The sequence below is a fragment of the Ruegeria sp. N7 genome (assembly GCF_056531345.1).
The window spans coordinates 447,300-470,360 of sequence record NZ_JBQFLR010000001.1 but is presented as its reverse complement, the minus strand read 5'-3'; the positions used below and the strand labels follow the sequence as shown (position 1 = coordinate 470,360).

Annotated in this window: 22 protein-coding genes and 1 tRNA gene; 7 read left to right on the top strand and 16 right to left on the bottom strand. The window is 57.6% G+C overall.

Going from position 1 to position 23,061, the window contains the following annotated elements; all coding sequences use genetic code 11:
• Positions 1-14: 14 nt before the first annotated feature.
• Positions 15-91: transfer RNA gene (locus ACR0ES_RS02330), tRNA-Ile, on the bottom strand.
• A 107-nt stretch (positions 92-198) separates the two neighbouring features.
• Here ACR0ES_RS02330 and purM point away from each other — a divergent pair.
• From purM to rnd, 3 genes are all read left to right on the top strand, one after another.
• On the top strand, positions 199-1,245 hold the full coding sequence (purM, locus tag ACR0ES_RS02325) for a phosphoribosylformylglycinamidine cyclo-ligase (RefSeq protein ID WP_480772757.1): 1,047 nt from the start codon (positions 199-201) through the stop codon (positions 1,243-1,245).
• On the top strand, positions 1,242-1,838 hold the full coding sequence (gene purN / locus ACR0ES_RS02320) for a phosphoribosylglycinamide formyltransferase (protein WP_480564576.1): 597 nt from the start codon (positions 1,242-1,244) through the stop codon (positions 1,836-1,838). The genes purM and purN overlap by 4 nt, the downstream gene beginning before the upstream one ends.
• Before the next feature lie 114 nt (positions 1,839-1,952).
• A complete protein-coding gene (rnd, locus tag ACR0ES_RS02315) occupies positions 1,953-3,110 on the top strand; it encodes a ribonuclease D (protein WP_480557946.1) in 1,158 nt (385 codons plus the stop codon).
• 6 nt (positions 3,111-3,116) lie between these two features.
• On the opposite strand, the gene ACR0ES_RS02310 is transcribed toward rnd, so the two are convergent.
• The gene (locus ACR0ES_RS02310) at positions 3,117-3,647 is read right to left on the bottom strand and encodes a hypothetical protein (RefSeq protein ID WP_480564582.1); all 531 of its coding nucleotides are present in this window, start codon (positions 3,645-3,647) and stop codon (positions 3,117-3,119) included.
• A gap of 138 nt (positions 3,648-3,785) precedes the next feature.
• Between ACR0ES_RS02310 and ACR0ES_RS02305 the strand changes: the two genes are divergently transcribed.
• The gene (locus ACR0ES_RS02305; RefSeq protein WP_267367543.1) at positions 3,786-4,196 is read left to right on the top strand and encodes a SufE family protein; all 411 of its coding nucleotides are present in this window, start codon (positions 3,786-3,788) and stop codon (positions 4,194-4,196) included.
• Positions 4,197-4,198: 2 nt separating this feature from the next.
• On the opposite strand, the gene ACR0ES_RS02300 is transcribed toward ACR0ES_RS02305, so the two are convergent.
• The 4 genes from ACR0ES_RS02300 to ACR0ES_RS02285 all read right to left on the bottom strand — a co-directional run bounded on the left by ACR0ES_RS02300 (position 4,199) and on the right by ACR0ES_RS02285 (position 6,818).
• Positions 4,199-4,858, bottom strand: a complete 660-nt coding sequence (locus tag ACR0ES_RS02300; protein WP_480869364.1) for a DUF1638 domain-containing protein — start codon at positions 4,856-4,858, stop codon at positions 4,199-4,201.
• Between the two features lie 77 nt (positions 4,859-4,935).
• A complete protein-coding gene (locus ACR0ES_RS02295) occupies positions 4,936-5,418 on the bottom strand; it encodes a Hint domain-containing protein (RefSeq protein WP_480869362.1) in 483 nt (160 codons plus the stop codon).
• Entirely contained in the window at positions 5,405-5,974 is a 570-nt protein-coding gene (locus ACR0ES_RS02290; protein ID WP_480869360.1) for a hypothetical protein, read from the bottom strand. Before ACR0ES_RS02290 ends, ACR0ES_RS02295 begins: the two co-directional genes overlap by 14 nt.
• Positions 5,975-6,119: 145 nt before the next feature.
• A complete protein-coding gene (locus tag ACR0ES_RS02285) occupies positions 6,120-6,818 on the bottom strand; it encodes a corrinoid protein (RefSeq protein WP_209503809.1) in 699 nt (232 codons plus the stop codon).
• Between the two features lie 270 nt (positions 6,819-7,088).
• Here ACR0ES_RS02285 and ACR0ES_RS02280 point away from each other — a divergent pair, with 270 nt between their 5' ends.
• Positions 7,089-8,156: a PA0069 family radical SAM protein gene (locus ACR0ES_RS02280; protein WP_480493089.1), complete on the top strand. Its 1,068-nt coding sequence runs from the start codon at positions 7,089-7,091 to the stop codon at positions 8,154-8,156.
• 93 nt (positions 8,157-8,249) lie between these two features.
• On the opposite strand, the gene gltA is transcribed toward ACR0ES_RS02280, so the two are convergent.
• Complete coding sequence (gene gltA, locus ACR0ES_RS02275) at positions 8,250-9,545, bottom strand: citrate synthase (protein WP_480485519.1); 1,296 nt, start codon at positions 9,543-9,545, stop codon at positions 8,250-8,252.
• A 121-nt stretch (positions 9,546-9,666) separates the two neighbouring features.
• Positions 9,667-11,067, bottom strand: coding sequence for a glutamate--tRNA ligase (gltX, locus tag ACR0ES_RS02270; protein ID WP_480481665.1), 1,401 nt, complete (start codon positions 11,065-11,067; stop codon positions 9,667-9,669).
• Between the two features lie 78 nt (positions 11,068-11,145).
• Between gltX and ACR0ES_RS02265 the strand changes: the two genes are divergently transcribed.
• Entirely contained in the window at positions 11,146-13,194 is a 2,049-nt protein-coding gene (locus ACR0ES_RS02265; RefSeq protein WP_480869359.1) for a ComEC/Rec2 family competence protein, read from the top strand.
• Here the strand turns inward: ACR0ES_RS02265 and lexA are convergent.
• From lexA to ACR0ES_RS02235, 6 genes are all read right to left on the bottom strand, one after another.
• Complete coding sequence (gene lexA, locus ACR0ES_RS02260; protein WP_480472970.1) at positions 13,188-13,886, bottom strand: transcriptional repressor LexA; 699 nt, start codon at positions 13,884-13,886, stop codon at positions 13,188-13,190. The two genes, ACR0ES_RS02265 and lexA, sit on opposite strands and share 7 nt — an antisense overlap.
• A gap of 78 nt (positions 13,887-13,964) precedes the next feature.
• Positions 13,965-15,137 carry a molybdopterin molybdotransferase MoeA gene (locus ACR0ES_RS02255; protein WP_480869357.1) on the bottom strand — a complete coding sequence of 391 codons (1,173 nt, stop codon included), beginning with the start codon at positions 15,135-15,137 and terminating at the stop codon, positions 13,965-13,967.
• Complete coding sequence (moaC, locus tag ACR0ES_RS02250) at positions 15,134-15,607, bottom strand: cyclic pyranopterin monophosphate synthase MoaC (RefSeq protein ID WP_480869355.1); 474 nt, start codon at positions 15,605-15,607, stop codon at positions 15,134-15,136. The genes ACR0ES_RS02255 and moaC overlap by 4 nt, the downstream gene beginning before the upstream one ends.
• Positions 15,607-16,419 (bottom strand): indole-3-glycerol phosphate synthase TrpC, encoded by an 813-nt coding sequence (trpC, locus tag ACR0ES_RS02245; protein WP_480869353.1) that lies wholly within the window; start codon positions 16,417-16,419, stop codon positions 15,607-15,609. Before trpC ends, moaC begins: the two co-directional genes overlap by 1 nt.
• Complete coding sequence (gene trpD, locus ACR0ES_RS02240; protein ID WP_480869351.1) at positions 16,416-17,435, bottom strand: anthranilate phosphoribosyltransferase; 1,020 nt, start codon at positions 17,433-17,435, stop codon at positions 16,416-16,418. Before trpD ends, trpC begins: the two co-directional genes overlap by 4 nt.
• Positions 17,432-18,013, bottom strand: a complete 582-nt coding sequence (locus ACR0ES_RS02235) for an anthranilate synthase component II (protein WP_480869349.1) — start codon at positions 18,011-18,013, stop codon at positions 17,432-17,434. The genes trpD and ACR0ES_RS02235 overlap by 4 nt, the downstream gene beginning before the upstream one ends.
• Positions 18,014-18,212: 199 nt before the next feature.
• Here ACR0ES_RS02235 and ACR0ES_RS02230 point away from each other — a divergent pair, with 199 nt between their 5' ends.
• Entirely contained in the window at positions 18,213-19,640 is a 1,428-nt protein-coding gene (locus tag ACR0ES_RS02230; RefSeq protein ID WP_480869347.1) for a divergent polysaccharide deacetylase family protein, read from the top strand.
• Between the two features lie 46 nt (positions 19,641-19,686).
• On the opposite strand, the gene trpE is transcribed toward ACR0ES_RS02230, so the two are convergent.
• Positions 19,687-21,198, bottom strand: coding sequence for an anthranilate synthase component I (gene trpE, locus ACR0ES_RS02225; RefSeq protein WP_480869345.1), 1,512 nt, complete (start codon positions 21,196-21,198; stop codon positions 19,687-19,689).
• Between the two features lie 11 nt (positions 21,199-21,209).
• Positions 21,210-23,051: a SurA N-terminal domain-containing protein gene (locus ACR0ES_RS02220; RefSeq protein ID WP_480869343.1), complete on the bottom strand. Its 1,842-nt coding sequence runs from the start codon at positions 23,049-23,051 to the stop codon at positions 21,210-21,212.
• Positions 23,052-23,061: the final 10 nt, after the last annotated feature.

Genomic DNA, 23,061 nt, shown 5'->3' with positions numbered 1-23,061 from the left:
ACGTGGCGGTGATTTGGTAGGCCCGGAGGGACTCGAACCCCCAACCAAAGCGTTATGAGCGCTCTGCTCTAACCAATTGAGCTACAGGCCCGCCTAGGCGCATTGCGTATCACGGTGAACAGCCGCGTCAAGCCTGACCGTTGCAACAAACGCCACAATCGAATAACCCGCCCGCAAAGCATTCAAAAGGAACTGGCCATGACAGCGGGCAAGAACGGAATCACCTATGCCGATGCAGGCGTGGATATTGACGCGGGCAATGCTCTGGTTGACCGGATCAAGCCCGCAGCAAAGCGAACCAACCGCCCCGGCGTGATGAGCGGTCTGGGCGGTTTCGGCGCATTGTTCGATCTGAAGGCTGCCGGGTATCAGGATCCCATTCTGGTTGGTGCCACGGACGGGGTTGGTACAAAACTGCGAATTGCGATCGATACCGGCGTCGTGGATGGGGTTGGCATCGATCTGGTGGCCATGTGTGTCAATGACCTGATCTGTCAGGGGGCCGAGCCCCTGTTTTTTCTCGACTATTTCGCGACAGGCAAGTTGGACACAGATACAGCCGCGCGGATCATTGAAGGAATTGCCGAAGGCTGTGCACAATCCGGTTGTGCTCTGATTGGTGGCGAAACTGCCGAGATGCCCGGCATGTACCCTGATGGCGATTTCGATCTGGCCGGATTCTCGGTCGGGGCAATGGAACGCGGTGCCGATCTGCCTTCGGGGGTGCAGGCGGGGGATGTGCTGCTTGGTCTGGCCTCGAACGGAGTGCATTCCAACGGATACTCACTGGTACGAAAACTCGTCGAACTGTCTGGGCTGGGCTGGGAAGCACCGTGCCCCTTTGGTGAAAGTTCGTTGGGCGAGGCGCTGCTTACACCGACGCGCCTTTATGTCAAACCGGCCCTGTCCGCGATCCGCGAAGGTGGCGTTCACGCACTGGCCCATATCACCGGTGGCGGTCTGACCGAGAACCTGCCGCGCGTATTGCCGGAAGGGTTGGGGGCCCAGATTGATCTGGACAGCTGGCAATTGCCGTCTGTTTTCAGCTGGATGGCGCAGATTGGCGGTATCGCGGAAGCCGAGATGCTCAAGACCTTCAACTGTGGCATCGGTCTGATCATGGTGTGCGATCCTGATAAGGCCGATCAGCTTTCGACCTTGCTGGCCGAGGCTGGCGAGACCGTGTCGCGGATCGGTACGGTCACCGAAACGCCCGGAGTTGCCTATTCGGGCAAACTGCTGTGAACCACAAGCGCGTCGCGATCCTGATTTCTGGGGGCGGGTCCAACATGGTGTCGCTTGTCGACAGCATGACCGGTGATCACCCGGCGCGGCCCTGTTTGGTCCTGTCCAACGATGCGCAGGCGGGTGGGCTGAAAAAAGCTGCGGACCGTGGCATTCCGACCGCAGTGGTCGATCACCGGCCATTCAAGGGCAATCGCGCAGCCTTTGAGGCTGAGTTGCTAAAGCCTTTGGAAGACGCGCGGCCGGATATTGTCTGTCTGGCCGGGTTCATGCGGGTCCTGACCGCGGATTTCGTAACGCGCTTTCAGGGGCGAATGCTGAACATCCACCCCTCATTGCTGCCCAAATACAAGGGGTTACATACCCACGCCCGCGCAATTGAAGCGGGTGATGCGAAACATGGCTGCTCGGTCCATGAGGTGACGGCGGCGCTGGATGATGGCCCAATTCTGGGTCAGGCACGGGTGGATATCGAACCAGCGGATACCTCGGAAACTCTGGCTTCAAAAGTTCTGATCCGGGAACATGAACTTTATCCAGCGGTGCTGCGCCGCTTTGCCGAAGGCAACAGGTCACCCGTTCTCATGCAGTGAGGTTCCGAGGGTGATTTACACTCGCCTGAAAATCGTCCTATGGTCGTCGGTATCGCTTGGGGGCGAGGGAAATTACGGGCACTCACAAGAGCAAGAGCAAAACTAGTACGGCGCATGAAAACTCTGACGACGACGCAAGAACTGGCTGATTTCTGCAAGGCGGCCGCAAGCTATCCATATATCACAGTCGATACCGAGTTTCTGCGCGAGCGGACCTATTATTCGAAACTGTGCCTCGTGCAACTGGCGCTTCCCTCTGATGATGAAGACAGCGCGGTTCTGGTTGATCCGCTGGTTGATGGCCTGTCTCTCGAACCGCTGTATGAGCTTTTCCGAAACGAGAACGTGGTCAAGGTGTTCCACGCCGCGCGTCAGGATCTTGAGATTTTCTGGGTCGAGGCCGGTGTGTTCCCCAACCCGTTGTTCGATACGCAGGTTGCTGCGATGGTCTGCGGGTTTGGCGAGCAAGTCGGCTATGAGACACTGGTGCGGAAAATCTGCAAACAGGGCGTCGACAAGACGTCGCGGTTTACCGATTGGTCCCGTCGTCCTTTGACGGAGGCGCAGAAAACATATGCATTGGCGGATGTGACGCATCTTCGCAAGATCTACGAATATCTTGCTGCGGAACTCAAAAAGACGATGCGCAGCCACTGGGTGGCTGAAGAGCTGCGTACGCTGACGCAGCCTGCCACGTATGACATTCGCCCCGAAGAGGCGTGGAAGCGGGTCAAAACGCGAACGAATTCGGCCAAGTTCCTGGCTGTTGTACGCGAGCTGGCGCAGTTCCGTGAAAGGTATGCGCAGGAAAATAACGTACCGCGCAACCGGGTCTTCAAGGATGACGCCTTGATCGAACTGGCGTCGACCAAGCCCAAGACAATCGCCGATCTCGGTGGATCGCGCCTTTTGTTGCGCGAGGCACGCAAAGGTCCGATTGCCGAAGGTATTCTTGCTGCGGTGACGAAGGGCACAAATTGTCCGCAGGAAAACCTGCCGAAGATCGACAATTCCCGTGACAACCTGAAGGTCAACCCGGCTTTGGCCGACTTGCTTCGGGTTCTGCTGAAATCCAAAACCGAAAGTTCGGGCGTTGCGGCCAAGCTGATCGCAACAAGTTCCGAGTTGGACCAGATTGCCGCGGGCGAGCGAGAATTGCCCGCGATGTCAGGTTGGCGTTACGAAGTCTTTGGTGAAGACGCGTTGAAACTGTGCGAGGGGAAAATCGCGCTGGCGGCCAAAGGGCAGGCGGTCAAGGTCGTCTCACTTTAACGGCGATTACCGCCGCCGCGATTCCAAGGTGTTCTGTTGCCCGACGACGCGGATCAGGCGAATGCCTTCAAGATCCTGAGTCGAGACATTTATTGCATCCGACACCATTCTTGTGCGTTCAGATCCTTGTGGGGTCTCTGAGTTGGGGTAGTTCACGCGAAATACAAATTCCAGAATCCCCTTTTCTTTGTTTTCTTCTGAATTAACCGAAACCAAGCGTGCGTTATAGGCACCCTGCCGAAGCGCGGTGCCAGAGGAATAAATGATCGCGCCTGACGGTATTGGCTCGATCCGCAGCTCATCGATTTTGGCGATTGGAACACTGGTGTCTTCGGCATCTGGGCGCGAAAACAGGCCGCTTCCCTCTCTTGCCTTGGGAACCAACGCATCGGCGGCATTTGGGTCCGGCGGTGTTTCAGACTTCACAGACTTGCTGGAGCCAAACCAGTTTGACGGATTCACCCGCGAGTCGCGCCAGCTGCCGCAGGCAGTCAGGGTCAGCATGGCGATGATAAGAACGGACAGAGACTTTTGCATGGACCCACTGCTTTTCACACGAATTCAGACAATGGGTTAGCGTATATTCTTCGCGTTGAAAAGCCACAGCTGGGGCTGGACAGCAGGTGGTCGTCGGCATAGGTCACATTGTGATTTCAACGAAAGGATCACTGCGCCATGGCCACGCCTGCCTTTGAAGACATTGTCGAGGATTTCGAGTTTCTCGAAGACTGGGAAGACCGGTATCGCCATGTCATCGAACAGGGCAAGGCGATGGAGCCTTTGGATGACGCGTTGAAAGTTCCGGCGACAAAGGTTCACGGCTGCGCCAGTCAGGTCTGGCTGCACCCGATGATCGAAGCAGGCGTGTTCAAGTTTGATGGCGACAGTGATGCACTGATCGTTCGCGGGCTGATCGCCGTGCTTCGGTCCCTATACAACGGGCTGCCGGTGTCCGAGGTGCCTCAGGTCGATGCGGCAGCGGAACTGGCCCGATTGGGCTTGAACGATCATCTGTCAGCGCAGCGGTCCAATGGTCTGCGGGCCATGATTGAACGCATCCGCCAGGTCGCGCAGGAAAACGCCTGAGGTCACTCGGGGCGGTTTGCCCAGTCTGACAAAGTGGTTTCCAGATCGCCGTAGCCGGTGAAACGCCGTTCGAACGCCAATCCCATGCGGTCCGCGCATTCCCGTGCGCGTTCGGTCAGTTTCGGATCGTCGATCTGGGCCTGATAAATCAGTTTGGTGTAATTGCCGAAATACATGTCCCGCAGTTCCGGGTGGCGATCCAGACCCAGTGGTTTCCAGACAAATGCGTCGAACTGGCGGGCCAGAAAATCAGTCAAGTAGAAGGCAGTTGTTTCGTCCTCGCCGCGTTCTTGAAAGGCCTGATTGCCTTCGAAGAACGAATAGCAATGAGGGCCTTTTACCATCTCGACGCCCAGTTTTGCGCAGGCGGATTGCAGCAGACCTCCGGTTCCGCAATCGGCGTAAACCACATAGATTTTTTCGAACCTGTCGCGGTGTTTGGCCACGGTGTCTTCAACTGCCTGCGTGATCCGTTCCGGATGAACATGCAGAATTGCAGGCAGGCAGGTCAGAGCCATGTGATCCCAGCCGTTGCGCGTTTTGATATCCAAAATTTCGCGCGCAAGTGCCCCGCAGGCGATCAGCAGGATGCTAGCGTTTTCCACGCCGTCATAGCCTTTGGTTGTCAGGCTTGCATCATCCGGTAGCGTATCGCTTGGCATAGGTCGGCTTCCTTATGGGCTCATGGCACAAGAGAATGAAAACAGCTTGCAGGCAAGCCTTCTTCCGACATCTCGTGTCAGGCTGCCGACGTTCGTGTTTCGAATGCCGATAACAGAGGCCAAGCGGGCGGGCCGTAGGCGACAGTACCTTGCTTTGATATCTCGGGGAACAAGGACAGGATCTCTTGTCGGGCTGACTGTTCAAGGGCGTTCCAGCTTTGGGCACCGGGATGAAAGCTCTCGCTCAGGCAGCCTTCCGACCAGAGCAGCTCATGCTGATCAAACAGAATGTGAATGTAGGTTACGACCCCGCCGGGTTTGAGGATGATGTCATGTCCGTTGATCAGGTGTTTGGCGGGGGCCAGTGCTTCGTTTTGGCCGGTATGCAGTTCCAGGCGCCAGCTCTGGATCAGCATCCTGTGTTGCTGCGACACCAGAAGATCGCGGGTGTTCCCAAGCGCGCCTGCCTTGAACAGGACCGGCGCGAACGCGCCAACCGCCTGAACCCGCCGCAGCCCGACCCAGCGCACCGTTTGAAACCCGTGATCAAGGGTTTCCACCCAGTCTCCGGGGCGCAGCGTTTCCACTGGGCGTTCCCCTTTTGCGGGTTCTGATCAGCGTGCCAGAGGTAAAGCAGGGGACCAGATCCCAGTGTTCACGGCTGGACACCATGCCTGAATATCGATTGCCAGCAAGGCTGTTGAAGGTGATCGAATGTATAGGCCCCGCTTCCAGAGCGGCTTGATCTGCATTGGCCGAGAACTCAGGCACCAAATATGTGTTGCCATCCACATCCTGCGCGACAACGGCAGTAATGTTTGCACTTGTGCCGTCGAAAAAAATGACGGTGGCGTGGTACACTGATGTGACATCAAAGGTTTGCGGCGCGCCGCCGTTGATCGAAAACCGATCATTGGCAGACATGATGTTCATGTCATAGGCAGAGCCGGAGTTTCCAACCACGTTCCACGTCACGCTGTTATGCGCCAGCGGCGCGTCCGCGTGACCGAAGGTTTGCCCAACCAGGGCAGAGGCGTTTTCGGCGACATTGTTGCCCTCGGCGATATCGATATCGGCAAGTTTGCCCAACGAAATGGCTGTGAAAGACTGCGGCACGGAACCCCCGAAACTTGGACGTTTCGGTTTTTAACCGCACTTTCGTTTACAAACGGATAAACGATACACCTCATGAAGGGGCGGAGCGCTAAAACGAAAAAGACCGCCCGAAACGGGCGGCCTTTTAAGAAAAACCTTAAAGGTCTTAGCCAGCCAGTTGGTTGTGCTTGCGGCCCACGAAATCCTTGGCGGTTTCCACTGCAACCGCAGCGTCACGGCAGTAGGCGTCTGCACCGATGGCTTTGCCGAACTCTTCGTTCAGCGGCGCGCCACCGACCAGAACAATATAATCGTCGCGCACGCCCTGTTCGACCAGGGTGTCGATAACGACTTTCATGTAGGGCATCGTGGTGGTCAGCAGGGCGGACATACCCAAAATGTCGGGCTGTTCCGTTTCCAGTGCTTCCAGGTAATTCTCGACCGGGTTGTTGATTCCCAGATCGACAACCTCGAATCCTGCACCTTCCATCATCATCGACACAAGGTTCTTGCCGATATCGTGGATGTCACCCTTCACGGTGCCGATGACCATCTTGCCAACACGCGGAGCACCGGTTTCGGCCAGCAGCGGCTTGAGGATCGACATGCCGCCTTTCATCGCGTTGGCTGCCAGCAGAACCTCGGGAACGAACAGAATGCCGTCGCGGAAGTCATGGCCCACAATGGTCATGCCGCCAACCAGAGCTTTGGTCAGGATGTCATACGGCGTCCATCCGCGTTCCAGCAGGATATTGGTGCCTTCTTCGATCTCTTCTTTCAATCCGTCATAGAGATCGTCGAACATCTGATCGACCAGTTCGTCATCATTCAGTTCGGACAGGACGATATCTTCTTCGTCGGACATGGGGTATTCCCTGTGCTGGGCGGGCCATCGGCCCGTGGTGGCATTTTTTCCGTTTTGGCCAAAACGTCGCATTCTGACTGTGACGATTGCGACGTTGGTCGTTTCGGGACCGACCTATATGCCAAAAATGGCACCGGCTCGATTGAAAAGTCTGCAATATTATCCTGTTTATTTTTCATCAATGCTTCCCGGTTTCTTCGCGGTGCTGGCTTGCACAGGATTCGTTTCAGGCTTATCGTGAGATAGGAACAAAAAGGGAACATATGTGCCGTGAGCATCGGGCATATCATCAAAGCAAGGGGGGTGACGTCCAATACGACCGGGCGGTTTGAACGGTTTGCAACGCAGGCTGTTGATGACGGGTGGGACATCGATGAAGACTTACCGCCCTTGCGAACCGAGACGCGGGATGAGGTGGCGCGCAGTGCTATCACCTATAACCGTTCACCTGATTTGCCTTTTGATCGTTCGATCAACCCATATCGGGGGTGTGAGCATGGCTGTGTCTATTGTTTCGCCAGACCAAGCCATGCCTATCTGGGCTTGTCCGCAGGACTGGATTTCGAAACCCGCCTTATTGCGCGCCCCAACATGAGCATCGTTCTGCGCAAGGAACTGTCGGCAAAGTCCTACAAGGTCGCCACGCTCGCGATCGGGACAAACACTGACCCTTACCAGCCCATCGAAAAAAACCGCCTGATTACAAGGTCGTGCCTTGAGGTCTTGCAAGAATTCAACCACCCGGTCGCAATCGTGACCAAAGGAACATTGATCGAGCGTGATCTGGATATTCTGGCTGACATGGCCAGCCGGGGATTGGCGCGGGTTGGTATATCGCTCACCACGCTGGATGCAGGTCTGTCCCGGCGGATGGAGCCTCGCGCACCGTCTCCGGCGCGTCGGTTGCAGACGATCAGAGCGTTGACCGATGCGGGCGTTCCGGTTCGCGTGATGACCTCGCCTATTGTGCCTGGGCTGACAGATCATGAGTTGGAGAGCCTGTTGGACGCTGGAAAAGAGGCGGGCGCAGATGCGGCAAGCTGGATCATGTTGCGATTGCCCCGCGAAGTCTCTCATCTTTGGCAGGACTGGCTGGCAGAGCACGAACCCGCCCGTGCAGAAAAGGTCATGTCCAAGCTGCGTGAAATGCATGGCGGGCGCGACTATGATCCGCGCTGGGGGCACAGGATGCGGGGTGAGGGGGAATACGCCGAGCTCATCGCCCTGAGGTTTGCTAAAACCTGCAAAAGACTGGGGCTTTCGATCAAATCCGCTCCGTTAAGATGCGGCCTGTTTGCAGTTCCGCCGCAACCCGGGGATCAAATGAGCTTGTTCTGAAACCAAATGCCGAACCGTCCGCTGCTTCAGTAACGAAAGCAAAAGACCCCGGTTTAACCGGGGCCTTCTGGATTGATTGCGAACCCTAATGGCTCAGCGGTTTTCGATGTCCACGTAGTCGCGCAGTGTCTCACCCAGATACAGCTGACGCGGACGGCCGATTTTGTTCTGTGGATCTTCAATCATCTCTTTCCACTGGCTAACCCAGCCAACGGTCCGTGAAAGTGCGAAGATTGGTGTGAACATTGAGGTCGGGAAACCCATCGCCTCGAGGATGATACCCGAATAGAAGTCAACGTTCGGGAACAGCTTTTTGTCGGCGAAATACGGGTCTTCCAGCGCTTCGCGTTCCAGCTCTTTAGCGACCTGCAGTTTCGGGTTGTCTTCAATGCCCAGAAGATCCAGAACCTCGTCGGCCGACTGCTTCATCACCTTGGCCCGTGGGTCAAAGTTTTTGTACACGCGGTGGCCAAAGCCCATCAGGCGGAACGGGTCGTTCTTGTCTTTGGCGCGGGCGATGAATTCGGGAATGCGATCAACGGTACCGATCTCTTCCAACATCTCCAGACATGCCTGGTTGGCGCCACCATGGGACGGTCCCCACAAGCAAGCAATGCCGGCGGCGATGCATGCAAACGGATTTGCGCCCGATGACGATGCCAAACGCACGGTAGACGTTGACGCATTTTGCTCGTGGTCCGCGTGAAGCGTGAAGATACGGTCCATCGCGCGGCTGAGGATCGGGTTGACCTCATATTCTTCGGCGGGAACGCTGAAACACATGCGCAGGAAGTTCGACGCATAATCCAAATCGTTGCGCGGATACACGAAAGGCTGCCCTGTGTGGTATTTGAAAGCCCATGCTGCGATTGTCGGCATTTTGGCGATCAGGCGATGCGAGGCGACCTCGCGCTGGTGCGGGTCCGCGATATCGGTCGAATCGTGATAGAAGGCCGACATTGCGCCGACAACACCGACCATGATGGCCATCGGGTGCGCGTCGCGGCGGAAACCACGGTAGAAATACTGCATCTGCTCATGCAGCATGGTGTGGCGTGTGATTGTGGTTTCGAATTTCTCCAGATCTTTTGCGACCGGCAGCTCTCCGTAGAGCAGCAGGTAGCAGACCTCAAGAAAGTGCGATTTTTCGGCCAGTTGGTCGATTGGATAGCCGCGGTGCAGCAACTCGCCTTTTTCACCATCGATAAAGGTTATGGTGCTGTCGCAGCTTGCTGTCGAAGTGAAACCGGGGTCATAGGTGAATACACCTGCCTGACCGTAAAGCTTTCGAATATCAATGACATCCGGACCGGCGGTCGGGGAATGAACCGGCAACTCATACTCTTTGCCGTGAACGGTCAGAGTGGCTGTTTTGTTGCTGTCAGTCATGGTTATCCCTTCTTCATTCATGCGCACGCCAAAGGAACCTCGGGCAGTGCGGGCAACGACTGCGCGCTTTCGCGCAGTCCGGGTGTTAGCGGAGCAGCGTTACCCGTTTATGAAATTCGGGTTACTTCGCTGCTTCTGAAAGCCGCGCCAGGGTTTCATCCCGTCCCAGCACAAGCATCATGTCAAAAACCGAAGGCGTGACGGCCCGACCAGCCAACGCGGCCCTGAGCGGGCCAGCCAGCTTGCCGAACGTGAGCTCCTTTGACTCGGCAAAGGAATTCAGGGTCTCCTCCAGTTCGTTCCGAGACCAGCTAGCATTTTGCAGCTGCGGCGTCAATTCTCCCAGTATACCGTCGGATACAGATGCCAGCGCCTTTGCCGCTTTCCCGTCGGGAACAATCGGGCGACCTGCCAGAACAAAATGAGCCTTTTCAAGGAGTTCAGGAAAAGTCCGTGCCCGATCCTTGAGGCAATACATCGCACGTTCCAAATCACTGGATTGTGAATCTGTCAGGGGCGGTAAAGCGGCTGCGGCCAAGTACGCTTCGATTTCACGCCGCAGCGCAGCATCATCAGAGATGGCGATGTGTTGACCACACAGGTTTTCCAATTTTTTCAGATCAAACCGGGCAGGGCTTTTGCCGATGCCGTTCAGATCAAACCAGTCCTTTGCCTGTGCATCCGTAAAGAATTCATCGTCACCATGACTCCAGCCCAAGCGGGCCAGATAGTTGCGCATTCCAGCGGCGGGATAGCCCATGGCCTGGTATTCCTGCGCGCCAAGCGCGCCATGGCGTTTGGACAGTTTCTTACCGTCTGGCCCGTGGATCAGCGGAATATGGGCCCAGACCGGAACATCCCAGCCCATCGCCTCGTAAATCATCATCTGGCGCGCCGCGTTATTGAGGTGATCGTCGCCGCGAATGACATGGGTAACACCCATATCATGATCGTCGACCACCACCGCCAGCATGTAGACCGGTGTCCCGTCGGAACGCAGCAAAACCATGTCATCCAGTTGGTCGTTGCGAATGGTCACGTTGCCCTGAACCTGATCGCGGATCACTGTTGTGCCGTCCTGCGGAGCCTTGATGCGAACGACAAATGGCAGGTCGGGATGTGCTGAAGGATCAGCGTCACGCCAGGGGCTGCGGAACAGGGTCGACTTGCCCTCGGCCCGTGCCTGTTCCCGAAAGGCGGCAATTTCGTGCTGCGTCGAGAAGCATTTATATGCCTTTCCCTCGGCCAGAAGCTGGTGCGCGACTTCAGCATGCCGGGCAGCTCCTTCGAACTGGCTGATTACATCGCCATCATGATCCAGTCCAAGCCATTCCATGCCCTGAAGGATCGCGGCGGTCGCCTCGGGGGTCGAGCGTTCCCGGTCGGTGTCTTCGATCCGCAGCAGGAACTTTCCACCACGTCCGCGGGCGTAAAGCCAATTGAACAATGCGGTGCGCGCGCCACCGATGTGCAGAAAACCTGTGGGCGAGGGGGCAAAACGTGTGACGACCTGTTCGGACATGTTGAGGATTAACCTTTTGGTAACCGTATCTGGCATAGTTTGACGCCTGTCTAACGAGCCCGAAGGACGGGGGCAACCATGCGTGTTCTTGCACGGGTCGAGGCCGCGCTGCTGCACCAGACAGGGTACCTGTTTCCGTGGACGCCAGTCATGCTGGCAACGGGGATCGGTCTCTATTTCGGTGCCCGGAGCGAGCCCGGCTGGCCGGTATACGCAGGTCTGTTTTGCTTGTTCCTGGCTCTTTTTGCCTTAAGCCGCCGGCTGCCACCGGGGGTGGGAACGTTAGCGACCGGGGGGGCGCTGATTGCGGTCGGTGTTATACTGGCAGGTACTCGCGCCCATATGGTGGCAGAACCGGTTCTGTCCTGGCGGTACTATGGCCCTGTCGAGGGGAGGGTCGTCGCCGTGGATCGGTCTGCCTCGGATGCGTTGCGGTTGACGCTCGATCAGGTGCGCGTAGGGGACGTACCGAATGAGCGCAGGCCGCGACGCATCCGTCTTTCTGTTCATGGCACGACAGACCCTTTTGCGCCTGGCCAACGGATCATGACCACAGCGCATCTTTCGCCGCCGCAGGGCCCGGTTGAACCTGGCGGGTTCGATTTTCGTCGCCATGCCTGGTTTCAGGGGCTGGGTGCAGTCGGGTATACCCGCGTTCCTGTTTTGACGATTGCGCCAGCCAAAGACGGTATTGGCGGTGTTCGGATTACCGCAATCCGAATGGCGATATCGCGGCGAGTGAAACAAATCCTGCCCGGAGAAATCGGTGGGTTTGCTGCTGCCGTCACCACAGGTGATCGCAGTGGTATGGGGCAAGAGACTCTCTTGTCCCTGCGCGCGTCGAACCTGGCGCATTTGCTTGCCATTTCCGGGCTTCACATGGGGTTACTGACGGGTTTTGTTTTTGTGGCCTGTCGCATTGGTTTGTCACTGATCCCCTACGTGGCATTGAGGCTACCTGTTCGAAAAGTTGCGGCTGTCTTCGCGCTGGTCGCGGCAACGCTTTATTTGCTGTTGTCCGGTGGGAATATCGCAACCGAACGCGCCTATGTCATGGTCAGTGTGATGCTGGGGGCCGTGTTGATCGACAGGCGTGCGATTTCATTGCGTGCGGTTTCCGTAGCCGCGCTGATCGTTCTGGTTCTTTGGCCCGAGTCGCTGCTGAGCCCGGGGTTTCAGATGTCCTTTGCTGCAACGACAGCCTTGGTCGCCGTCTTCGGTGCATTGCAAAAGGTGGGTCCGTTACCCGGCCCGAACTGGTTGAAACCGATTGCTGGCGTGGTGATGTCCTCGGCGATTGCCGGGCTTGCTACGGCCCCAATTGGCGCTGCGTATTTCAATACAATGTCTCACTATGGATTGCTGGCGAATCTGCTGTCCGTGCCCGTGATGGGCCTTGTCGTTGTACCTGCGGCAGTTGTCGCCGCACTGGCGGCCCCGTTTGGGTTGGAAACTTTTCCGCTGACCGTTATGGGCTGGGCGCTGCATTGGATCCTTGGGGTTTCAAACTGGGTGTCGCACCTGGATGGTGCTCAGGGTTTCGTCGTCAGTCCGCCCTGGTATGTATTGCCACTTGTTGCTGTTGGAGCTTTGTGGCTTGCCTTGTGGCAAGGGCGCGCGCGTTGGTACGGGGTCGGGCCCGTCATTTTGTCGTTTTTGCTTTGGAACTCCGGCCACAGGCCAGATGTTCTGATCGCGGAAAACGGGGGGTTAGTTGGCGTGATGACCTCTCAGGGCCGGGCCCTGAGTAAAAGCAAAGGCAGTGGGTTTGTTGCCAGCGTCTGGCTAGAGAATGACGGCGACGGTGCCGATCAGATCGCGGCAGCAGGCAGATGGCCTGATAGCAGCACCGTTCGTCGGTACCCTTATCAGGACAAGGAAATTATCCATATCCCGGGCAAAAGGGCTGCGCGCAAGTTCGACGAATGCGAAGGCAACCAGATCATTATTTCGACAGTTGCGCTGCCACTTGAGGGCGCGTGCGCCATCTTCGATCCGGATCACCTGTCCAAAACCGGCAGCCTGTCATTGTCGGATGGAAAGCTGACGTCAAGCGCAGAACTGACAGGTCACCGTCTCTGGTCCCCGAATCCTGTCGGGGACCGTCATTTGAAGCTGGGTCAATAGGTGCGGATCAGACCGACTAGGCGACCCTGAACCTTGACCTTTTCTTCGGGAAGAACGCGTGTCTCATAAGCCGGGTTGGCCGCTTCGAGCGCGATAGCGTTGCCGCGGCGGAAAAAGCGTTTCAGCGTCGCTTCTTGATCTTCTACCAGTGCAACTACGATATCACCGTTATCAGCAGTCGCGGTTTCGCGGATAACAACCACATCCCCGTCATTGATGCCCGCGTCAATCATCGAGTCGCCGCGAACCTCAAGCGCATAGTGCTGGCCCTTCCCGGACACCATGGGGCCGGGGACCGCCACGTGATGCGACACGTGGCTGATCGCCTCAATGGGGACACCCGCTGCGATCCGGCCCATCACCGGCAATTCCAGCGCGTCCACCGCAACCGGCTCAATATTGGCCGGGCGGGGGCCTTTGGGTCGGTCGCCTTCGATCACGCGGGGTGAAAATCCAGCAGTTGGTTCACCGCCTAGGCTTTCGGGAAGCTTTACGATTTCAATCGCGCGGGCACGATGCGCGAGGCGACGGATAAAGCCGCGTTCTTCCAGCGCAGTGATCAGCCTGTGGATGCCGGATTTCGACCGAAGATCAAGCGCGGCCTTCATTTCATCGAAACTGGGCGGAACACCGTCCGCCTGCACGCGTTTTTGGATGAATTTCAACAAATCCAATTGCTTCTTGGTCAGCATTGCTCACACCTCGTCGCTCATGCGTTTTCTTTTGTTCTACGCATGTTCACGTTTTGTGTCAATGAATTTGGGCGAAGTTCAGATAGGCAGGTACTGAACCGTTTCCCCGGTCTTGCGGGCGGGATCGTTTGGGGGACGGACCAAAAGGGCGTTTGCCTGCGCCAGAACGCTAAGGAGAGAGCTGTCCTGATCTGCACAGGCCTGGATGCCTGTTTCGCCCAGAACCGCGCGCATGTAATGCTCGCGCGGACCGTTTTCTGTCAATGGTTCGGTCAACCGGGCAGAGCGAAACGGCGGCAGAACCATTTCCAACCCCAGCATCCGGCGCACCATCGGGGCAAGGAACAGATAGCCACAGACCATCGCGCTGACCGGGTTCCCAGGAAGTCCGACCATCGCGGTGCCACCCATGCGACCAGCCATCAGGGGTTTTCCGGGGCGCATTCGGATCTTGTAGAAAGACCGATCCATCCCCAAACCCTGCGATACATCAGACACAAGGTCGTAGTCACCAACCGACGCACCGCCAATCGTCACGACGAGATCGGCCCCTCGCGCCAGATCAAACGCAGTCTCAAGCGATGAAACCGTGTCCCGTGCAATCGGAAGGACACGAACCACAGCACCGAGCCCCTCAAGCAATGCCCGCAATCCAAACGTGTTCGACGCGACAATCTGGTCCGGTCCCGGTTCTTCGCCGGGCATGACAAGTTCGTCGCCGGTCGAGATCAGGGCAATCACGGGTTTTCCAGAAACCGAGACCTGCGCGATATTCATCGCAGCCATCAGGGCAACGTCTTCGGCGCGGATCATACGTGGTGCCGTGATGGGCGTGCCTGCCATAAAATCCACACCGGCAGGGCGGATGTTCGTTTTGGGGCCGGGGTCGTCTGTGATCGTGATCAGATCGCCACGCCGGTCGGTATCTTCCTGAATCACAACGAAGTCTGCACCCTCGGGAACCGGAGCGCCGGTAAAGATACGTACGGCCTGACCGGGGCCTACTGAGCCGTCGAAACGACGGCCCGCGGCGGATTCTCCCACCACTTTGAACATGGCATGAAGCTCGACTTCGTCGGCTTTGACGGCGTAGCCATCCATCGATGATGCGGCAAATGGCGGCTGGTCGCGCGTTGCCACAACCTCGTGTGACAGAACACGTCCCGCAGACTGGGCCAGTGGAACCTGTTCCGAAGGTAGAGGGCTGACAAGATCGAACAGCAGGGCGCGCGCTTCTTCGACAGTAATCATTTCGCCTCGTAACGTCCTGATTTTCCGCCGTCTTTGAGGCTTACATGAATGCCGCCAATTTCCATCGCTTTGTCGACCGCCTTGGTCATGTCGTATACAGTCAAGGCTGCGGTGGAAACGGCGGTCAGGGCCTCCATTTCAACTCCGGTTTGACCTGACGTCTTGACTGTCGCTTCGATCTGAACACCCGGCAGATCCGGGTCGAGGGTCAGCTCAACGGCAACCTTGGTCACTGGCAAAGGATGGCAGAGCGGGATCAGATCCGGTGTCTTCTTTGCACCCATGATACCGGCCAGGCGGGCAACGCCCAAAACATCGCCCTTTGCCGCGCGTTGTTCTGAAATGATTTCATACGTTTCCGGTGCCATCTTCACGTGACCTAAAGCTACGGCAATGCGATCTGTGACCTCTTTGCCCGAGACGTCGACCATGTGCGCCTGACCTTGAGCATCGAAATGGGTCAGCGGCATCACATCACTCCGGGGATAAGCGGATTGGACAGGATGTGGCGGGTGGCCGCTTCGACATCGTCCTGGCGCATCAGGCTTTCGCCGATCAAAAAACACCGGGCGCCGTAGCGCGCAATATCCCGCAAATCTTCTGGCGTGCCCAACCCGCTTTCACACACGATAGTACGGTCTGCCGGTACCAGTTTGGACAGGCGTCGTGTTGTATCAAGAGTGGTCTCGAAGGTCTTGAGATTGCGGTTATTTATACCGATCAATGGGCTTTTCAGTTGGGCTGCGCGTTCAAGCTCGGCTTCGTCGTGCACCTCAATCAGAACATCCATCTCCCAATCAAAAGCGGTCTGTTCCAACTCGGCTGCCTGATCATCGCTGACAGATGCCATGATGATCAGAATACAGTCGGCTTCCAAAGCACGTGCCTCGACCACCTGATAAGGGTCAAACATGAAATCCTTACGCAAAGCGGGCAGAGATGTCGCGTTACGCGCTTGTGTCAGATATTCCTTGGCACCCTGAAAGCTGGGCGTGTCGGTGAGCACGGACAAACACGCAGCACCGCCTTCTTCATATGCCTTGGCCAAGGCAGGTGGATCAAAATCAGGCCGAATCAAACCCTTGGAGGGACTGGCTTTCTTGACCTCAGCGATCAGGCCGTAACCTTGCCGGGACGCAGCTTGAAGCGCTGCGGCAAACCCGCGGGTTTCCGAAGCGGCACGTGCGTCACTTTCCAGCGTTTCCAAGGACTTCTGAGCCTTGTCTGCTGCGATTTCTTCCAGTTTGTAGGCTTTGATCTTGTCCAGAACGGTTTCGGTCATGCGGCCTCCTGAGTCTTGGCGGCCAAGGCCGTAATTTTGTTTTTGGCTTCACCGCTGTCGATGCTCTCGGCGGCCATGGCCACACCTTCGCGCAGATCACTTGCCGCATCAGCGACAACCAATGCCGCGGCAGAGTTCAGCAACACTGCGTCACGATACGCGGACGGGGTGCCGTCCAGCAGCGCACGAAATGCGATGGCGTTCTCTTCAGGGGTTCCGCCGAGGATGTGTTCGAAAGGGTGCACAGGCAGGCCAGCATCCTCGGGGTGCAGCTCGACCTCTTTGATCACGTCATCTTCCAAAGCGGCAACCCAGCTGATACCGGTGATCGTCAACTCGTCTGTCCCGTCCGATCCGTGTACCAGCCACGCGCGGTCTGACCCCAGCAAGCCTAGTGTTTCAGCCATGGGGCGGATCAGCTCGCGGCTAAAGGCACCCGTCAGTTGCCGTTTGACACCGGCAGGGTTGGTCAGCGGGCCCAGGATATTGAAAATCGTGCGCGTTCCCAGTTCCTGCCGCGAGGGCATAACATGCGCAATGGCCGGGTGATGCATCGGTGCCATCATGAAACCGATACCGACATCTTTCAGAGCACTTTCAACAACTTGTGGTCCAACCAAAACGTTGATACCCATTTGCCCCAGTGCATCCGCTGCGCCGGATTTGGAGCTTAGGTTGCGGTTGCCGTGTTTGGCGACTGTCACGCCAGCGCCTGCGACGACAAATGCAGTCGCGGTCGAGATGTTCAGGGTGCCTTTCCCGTCTCCGCCCGTGCCAACGATGTCGATCGCCCCTTCGGGCGCCCGCACGGCATTGCACTTGGCGCGCATCACAGCCGCGGCTGCGGCATATTCATCAACCGTTTCCCCCCTTGTGCGCATGGCCATCAACAGCCCGCCGATCTGGCTTGGCGTGGCTTCGCCGTTGAACAGGATGCCAAAGGCAGTCTCGGCCTCTTTACGGGTCAGCGGACGATCGGCGGCTGCTCCGATCAGCGGTTTCAGCGCGTCGCTCATGCCGGGACTTTCAGTTCTTGAAGGAAATTCTTGAGAAGGGCGTGACCATGCTCGGACGCAATCGATTCAGGGTGGAACTGAACACCGTGAATAGGCAGTTCCTTGTGTTGCAGCCCCATGATCGTACCGTCTTCCAGCTCGGCTGTGATCTCAAGACAGTCGGGCAGCGTCTCGCGCTCGACCACCAGCGAATGATAGCGTGTGGCTTCAAAGGGCGATGGAAGGCCAGCAAAGACGCCTTTTCCCGTGTGGTGCATGATGCCCATCTTGCCATGCACAATTTCGTGGCATCTAACAACCTTGCCACCGAACGCCTGTCCGATGGTCTGATGCCCAAGACAAACCCCCAAAAGGGGCGTTTTAGTCTCGGCCGCGGTTTCGGTCAGAGCTAGACAGATGCCCGCCTGATCCGGGTCGCAGGGGCCGGGGCTTAGCAAGATGCCAGCCGGGTTCATGGCCATTGCTTCCTGTACATCCAGCGCATCATTGCGGCGAATGACCATTTCGGCACCAAGTTCGCCCAAATAATGTACCAAATTGTAGGTAAACGAGTCGTAGTTGTCGATCAGCAGCAGCATATGGGCACTTATCTTCGCTTGGGCATTTCGGGCTGGCGATGCAACCCCGGGCCACGGTATAATGTCCGCACATACATGCTCAGGCTTGGGCGGCAGCGTCAAGAGGACATACGGTTTCTGACGCCTCCAATTGACCGAGCGCCACACCAGATGGCGCAGAGCAGGGCGAGGCAGGGAAAAGAGGCGAAAGGCAGGAAATATGGGCGGATTTTTCGGAGGAATGGTCGCAGGGGCGATCGTTGTTTTGATCTTGGGTGCGGTCGTGTCGCTCAACACGCCGATGGTCAACACACCGGTTGTCGCGACCGAAGCACCAGCGCCGACGATTTCAGAAACACCAGAGGCGCCTACTGAACTTGCCGAGGATGTTTCTGATGCCGATCTGGTGGAACTGGCCCCGCGTGCGCCAGAAGCCGCCGATAATGCCAGCGAAGATCTGGCCGACCTGTCCGGGCTGGAAGCGTCATCCGAGCCGCAGCCCGAGGTTGGTAAAGCGGCTGAGGCCCCGAACGAGCCCACTGCAACGGTGGCGACCGAAGTGTCTGTCATGACCGAAGCCCCCGCTGCGCCGCCCGAGCCTAGCCAGGTGCCCGCAGTTCAGCAGGAACAGTCGTTGCCGGTTGTAATTGATGAAACCCCCACACCGCCGATCGAGTCCGACACAACCGAGGTCGCAGTTCTTGAGCCCGAACCAAATCCGTTGCCACAGGTCGAGGCTGAACCACAAACAAAAGACACTACGACTGATAATTCATTTGAAAGCAGTCCGATTGCGGTGGAAGGGGATGAAGATACCTTGCCCCGTGAGCTTCCGCGTATTGCTGCGCTGCCTCAGATCGGGGGAGAACAGGAAGAAAGTGCCAGTTCGATTGTCGGAAAACGTATCCTGCCGTTGACGGAACGCGATGATGAGCCTGTTGCAGAACAGGCGATTTCCGAACAGCCATCTGCGGAAAAACCGATTGAACGTTTTGCCGCCAAGTTCGAGAACCCGGAATCTAAGCCGCTGATGTCGATCATTCTGATTGATGACGAAGGCGCATTCGGCGCTGAAGCGTTGCAGGATTTCCCTTACCCGATCAGCTTTGCCGTGAACCCGTCTGATCCGGATGCGGCGGAAAAGATGGCACGGCACCGCGCGGCCGGGTTCGAAGTTCTGGCCCTTGCGGACTTGCCCAAGGCAGCAAGCGCGCAGGATGCCGAAGTTTCGCTGTCTGTGTGGCTGGATACATTGCCTGAAACAGTGGGTATTCTGGAAGGCGTGAACAGCGGCATTCAGGGAAATCGCAAGCTGGCCGATCAGGTCGCGGCGATTGCCGCCGGAACCGGACGAGGGTTGATCACTCAGGACAATGGGCTGAATACTGTCCAGAAGTTGGCGGTTCGCAATGGCATTCCGTCCAGCGTTGTGTTCCGCGATATCGATGGGGCGCGACAGGATCCCAGAATCATGCGCCGGTTCCTGGATCAAGCCGCGTTCCGGGCAGGTCAGGAAGGAACCGTTGTCATGCTGGGGCGGGTGCGGCCCGAGACAATCTCGGCCCTGTTGCTGTGGGGTCTTGAGGATCGCGGCAGCCGGGTAGCGATGGCGCCGATCTCGGCCGTCTTGATGAAACAGGTACAGTGACAGCTTGAGACAGGGCGGTGATCAATTGATCAGCCGCCCTTGTTTTTTAACTGTTGCCGTTTCCGGTGAACCGAGCGGCATCTTCCGCCGCGCGCCGAATGGCGTTTGACTTGTGGACAGTCTCCATGAACTCGGCCTCGGGGTCGCTGTCATAGACAACACCGCCGCCAGCCTGAATATAGAGTTTCTGATCCTTCACGATGGCGGTGCGCAGGGCAATGCACATGTCCATGTCACCGCCCGCACTGAAATAGCCGACACCTCCGCCATAGACGCCGCGTTTTTCCGGCTCAAGCTCGTCAATGATCTCCATCGCCCGCACTTTCGGCGCACCCGAGACGGTGCCCGCAGGCATCCCGGCAAAGAAGGCGTCCAGCGCATCTTTGTCTTCCGCCAGCTCACCCACCACGTTCGACACGATGTGCATCACATGGCTGTAGCGTTCGATCATGAACTCTTCGGTCGGGCGAACTGTGCCGATTTTGGACACGCGGCCGGTATCATTGCGCCCGAGGTCCAGAAGCATGAGATGTTCGGCCAGCTCTTTCTTATCGGCCAGCAGGTCAAGCTCGTTCGCTTTGTCTTCCTCGGGGGTCGCGCCACGGGGACGTGTGCCTGCAATCGGGCGAATGGTGACTTCGCTGCCGAACACCCGCACCAGAATCTCGGGGCTGGCCCCAACGACCTGAAAACCGCCGAAGTTGAAGTAGAACATAAACGGCGAGGGGTTGGTGCGCCGCAGCGAACGATAAAGCGCAAAAGGCGGCAGCGGAAATTCCTGCGTCCAACGCTGCGCTGGAACTACCTGGAAGATATCGCCAGCACGGATGTATTCCTTGGCCTTTTCAACCGCTTCCAAATAGCCGGATTTGGTGAAGTTCGACACCGGCGCCGCAATTTCGCGCGCGTCGCCCAGATCACGGGTTTCGGCGGGCATCGCACGTTCCAGATCGCGGACCGCATCCATCACACGCTCGGCCGCCTGCGCATAGGCAGCTTTGGCAGATTGACCGTCGCTGGCCCAGGCGGGTGAAACCACCGTCACCTCACCTTTGACGCCATCCAATACTGCGACAACAGACGGGCGCAACATGATCGCATCTGGCAGTCCCAGCGGATCGGGGTTCACGCCCGGCAAGTATTCGACCAGCCGGACCATGTCATAGCCCAGATATCCAAACAGCCCGGCGGCAGCCTGAGGCAGGTCGTCTGGCAGTTCAATACGGCTTTCGGCCAGCAAGGCACGCAGATTGTCCATCGGATTGCCGTCCTGCGCGGCAAAGGCGTCGGCATCGAACCGCGCCGAACGGTTCAACTCGGACGTTTCACCGTGGCAGCGCCAGATCAGGTCCGGTTTCATGCCGATGATCGAATAGCGGCCACGCACCTCACCGCCCGTAACCGACTCCAGCATGAACGCATCTTTCTGCGCTCCCGTCAGTTTGAGCATCAACGATACGGGTGTGTCCAGATCGGCGGCGAGACGTGTGTAAACCACCTGGTTTTCGCCCGCTTCATAGGCGCGTGCGAAGGTATCGAAATCGGGTGTCAGGGCCATCTTGGTCTCGCTTAAAAGCTCGCCTGCACGGCGTTTAGCGCCTGCTGATCCACGACCGGGCGGGCGCGGGTCTGAGCGTCCCGTACGTATGCGTCAAAAATATTCTGCGACAGCGCCTGATCCATCTGCGTTGCCAGTGCGTCGCGCAACCGGCGCAGCTCGTCGGAATCCTCGGGGGGCAGAACCTCGTCCAGACGCACCAGCAAGGCTGCACCATTTCCTCCAATGACGCGCAACTCACCGAGTTCCATCTGAAACACTTCATTCATGAAACTGGCGGGGACGTCATCAAGAAACGCGGTACGCGTCAGTGCGTTTTCAACGCGGAAGGGCAGGCCAGTCGCAGCGAAGTCACCATCAGTGGCCAGTTGGCTCAGTGCGGCGTTTGCTTTGTCCAACAGGGCTTTATTGGTCTCTGCCTGTACCCAAGCCGCAGCGACACTGTCGCGTGCGCTTTCCAGCGGTTCGGGGCGACGCGGCAGAACGTCGTTCAGGCGCAAGGCAAAGATCGATCCGTCTTCGAGAAATGCGATTTCAGGGAAATCTCCTTCTTGCACGGCTTCGGCGGCCGTGCGGAACCCGTCATAGGCCGCTATGTCCTCGGCGCTGTCTCGGGTCCAGTCGATCTGACCCAGTTCCATTTCGGTTTCATTTGCCAGTTCTTCGAGAGTCGCGCCGCCAGCCAACATGTCGTTTATGTCTTCGGACTGTGCCTCGATCAGGCGGCGGGCGCGTTCTGTCGCCAGTTCTTCGCGCAGGGCCGGTTCGGCCTCCTCAAAGGGAACGCTGTTTGCAGCCAGGGATCCGTTGACACGGAACAGGGCGGGGCCAAATACCGAAGGCAGAGGGCCAACAACAGCGTCAAGCTCTGCCGCGAACACGGCGTCGGCGGCCTCGCCCAGATCCTCACGTGTCAGGTCGCCTAGATCGATATCGGAAAGTTCCAGATCACGATCGCGAACCAGTTGTTCAAAGGTCGTTCCGCCGACCTCAAGTTGCGCCTTGGCGTCGTTGGCTGCTTGTTCATCCGGGAAATTCAGGCGCTCGACCAGACGGCGTTCCGGTTGATTATATTCGTCCGACCGCTCTTCAAAAAGTTTGCGAAGGGATTCTTCGTTAACCTCAACCGTGTCCACCAACATAGCCGGAGACAGAATCGCATACGTCAGTTGTTTCGTGCGGGGCAGGGTGAACTGTTCAGCGTTTTCGTCATAGTAGGTCTGAATCTGTGCGTCAGTCGGCTCGGCTACGGGGGTTTCCAATGCCTCGGCCCCTGCCGTCGCAACGGTAAAGCTGCGACGGGCGCCAATGTAGTTGGCCATCGTTTCTGTCACGGTGGCAGGCATTTCCACACCCCCCATGATCGCACCTTGAACGATCGTACGGGCAGATTCTTTGCGCAGGTCCGACTCGAACTCGGAATCCGTCATGCCGACCTGTTCAAGCTGAAAGCGGTATGCCTCGCGGTCGAAATTGCCGTCTACGCCCTGAAAGGCCGGAACTGACACGATCTCTTTTTGCAGGTTCTCATCCCCTATGGAAATCCCAAGCTGGCTCACCTCGTTGTCCAGCGACGCCAAGGCCGTCAGGCGGGCAAGCGCGTTTCGGTCCAGCCCCAGATCGCGTGCCTGCGACATTTGCAGGGGCTGACCCGATTGCGCCTCAACCGCTCGGATCTCGCGCTGCAACTCGCGGACAAAATCATCGATCGAGATGCTTTCATCACCAACTTGCGCCACTGTACGGACTGTACCGCTCAGGTTGACGGCGCCGAACCCCGCAAGCCCCAGCATCAGCATGCCCATCAGAATCCAGACAAAGGTTTTCGAAAGACTTTTAGCGCCTGCGGCCATGGTGCCCTCT

Excerpts from the sequence above, each read along its gene's own strand:
- purM (WP_480772757.1), top strand. The coding sequence starts at position 199 with ATGACAGCGGGCAAGAACGGAATCACCTATGCCGATGCAGGCGTGGAT.
- rnd (WP_480557946.1), top strand. The coding sequence starts at position 1,953 with ATGAAAACTCTGACGACGACGCAAGAACTGGCTGATTTCTGCAAGGCG.
- ACR0ES_RS02310 (WP_480564582.1), bottom strand. The coding sequence starts at position 3,647 with ATGCAAAAGTCTCTGTCCGTTCTTATCATCGCCATGCTGACCCTGACT.
- ACR0ES_RS02305 (WP_267367543.1), top strand. The coding sequence starts at position 3,786 with ATGGCCACGCCTGCCTTTGAAGACATTGTCGAGGATTTCGAGTTTCTC.
- ACR0ES_RS02300 (WP_480869364.1), bottom strand. The coding sequence starts at position 4,858 with ATGCCAAGCGATACGCTACCGGATGATGCAAGCCTGACAACCAAAGGC.
- ACR0ES_RS02285 (WP_209503809.1), bottom strand. The coding sequence starts at position 6,818 with ATGTCCGACGAAGAAGATATCGTCCTGTCCGAACTGAATGATGACGAA.
- gltA (WP_480485519.1), bottom strand. The coding sequence starts at position 9,545 with ATGACTGACAGCAACAAAACAGCCACTCTGACCGTTCACGGCAAAGAG.
- gltX (WP_480481665.1), bottom strand. The coding sequence starts at position 11,067 with ATGTCCGAACAGGTCGTCACACGTTTTGCCCCCTCGCCCACAGGTTTT.
- ACR0ES_RS02265 (WP_480869359.1), top strand. The coding sequence starts at position 11,146 with ATGCGTGTTCTTGCACGGGTCGAGGCCGCGCTGCTGCACCAGACAGGG.
- lexA (WP_480472970.1), bottom strand. The coding sequence starts at position 13,886 with ATGCTGACCAAGAAGCAATTGGATTTGTTGAAATTCATCCAAAAACGC.
- ACR0ES_RS02255 (WP_480869357.1), bottom strand. The coding sequence starts at position 15,137 with ATGATTACTGTCGAAGAAGCGCGCGCCCTGCTGTTCGATCTTGTCAGC.
- moaC (WP_480869355.1), bottom strand. The coding sequence starts at position 15,607 with ATGCCGCTGACCCATTTCGATGCTCAAGGTCAGGCGCACATGGTCGAC.
- trpC (WP_480869353.1), bottom strand. The coding sequence starts at position 16,419 with ATGACCGAAACCGTTCTGGACAAGATCAAAGCCTACAAACTGGAAGAA.
- trpD (WP_480869351.1), bottom strand. The coding sequence starts at position 17,435 with ATGAGCGACGCGCTGAAACCGCTGATCGGAGCAGCCGCCGATCGTCCG.
- ACR0ES_RS02235 (WP_480869349.1), bottom strand. The coding sequence starts at position 18,013 with ATGCTGCTGCTGATCGACAACTACGACTCGTTTACCTACAATTTGGTA.
- ACR0ES_RS02230 (WP_480869347.1), top strand. The coding sequence starts at position 18,213 with ATGGGCGGATTTTTCGGAGGAATGGTCGCAGGGGCGATCGTTGTTTTG.
- trpE (WP_480869345.1), bottom strand. The coding sequence starts at position 21,198 with ATGGCCCTGACACCCGATTTCGATACCTTCGCACGCGCCTATGAAGCG.
- ACR0ES_RS02220 (WP_480869343.1), bottom strand. The coding sequence starts at position 23,051 with ATGGCCGCAGGCGCTAAAAGTCTTTCGAAAACCTTTGTCTGGATTCTG.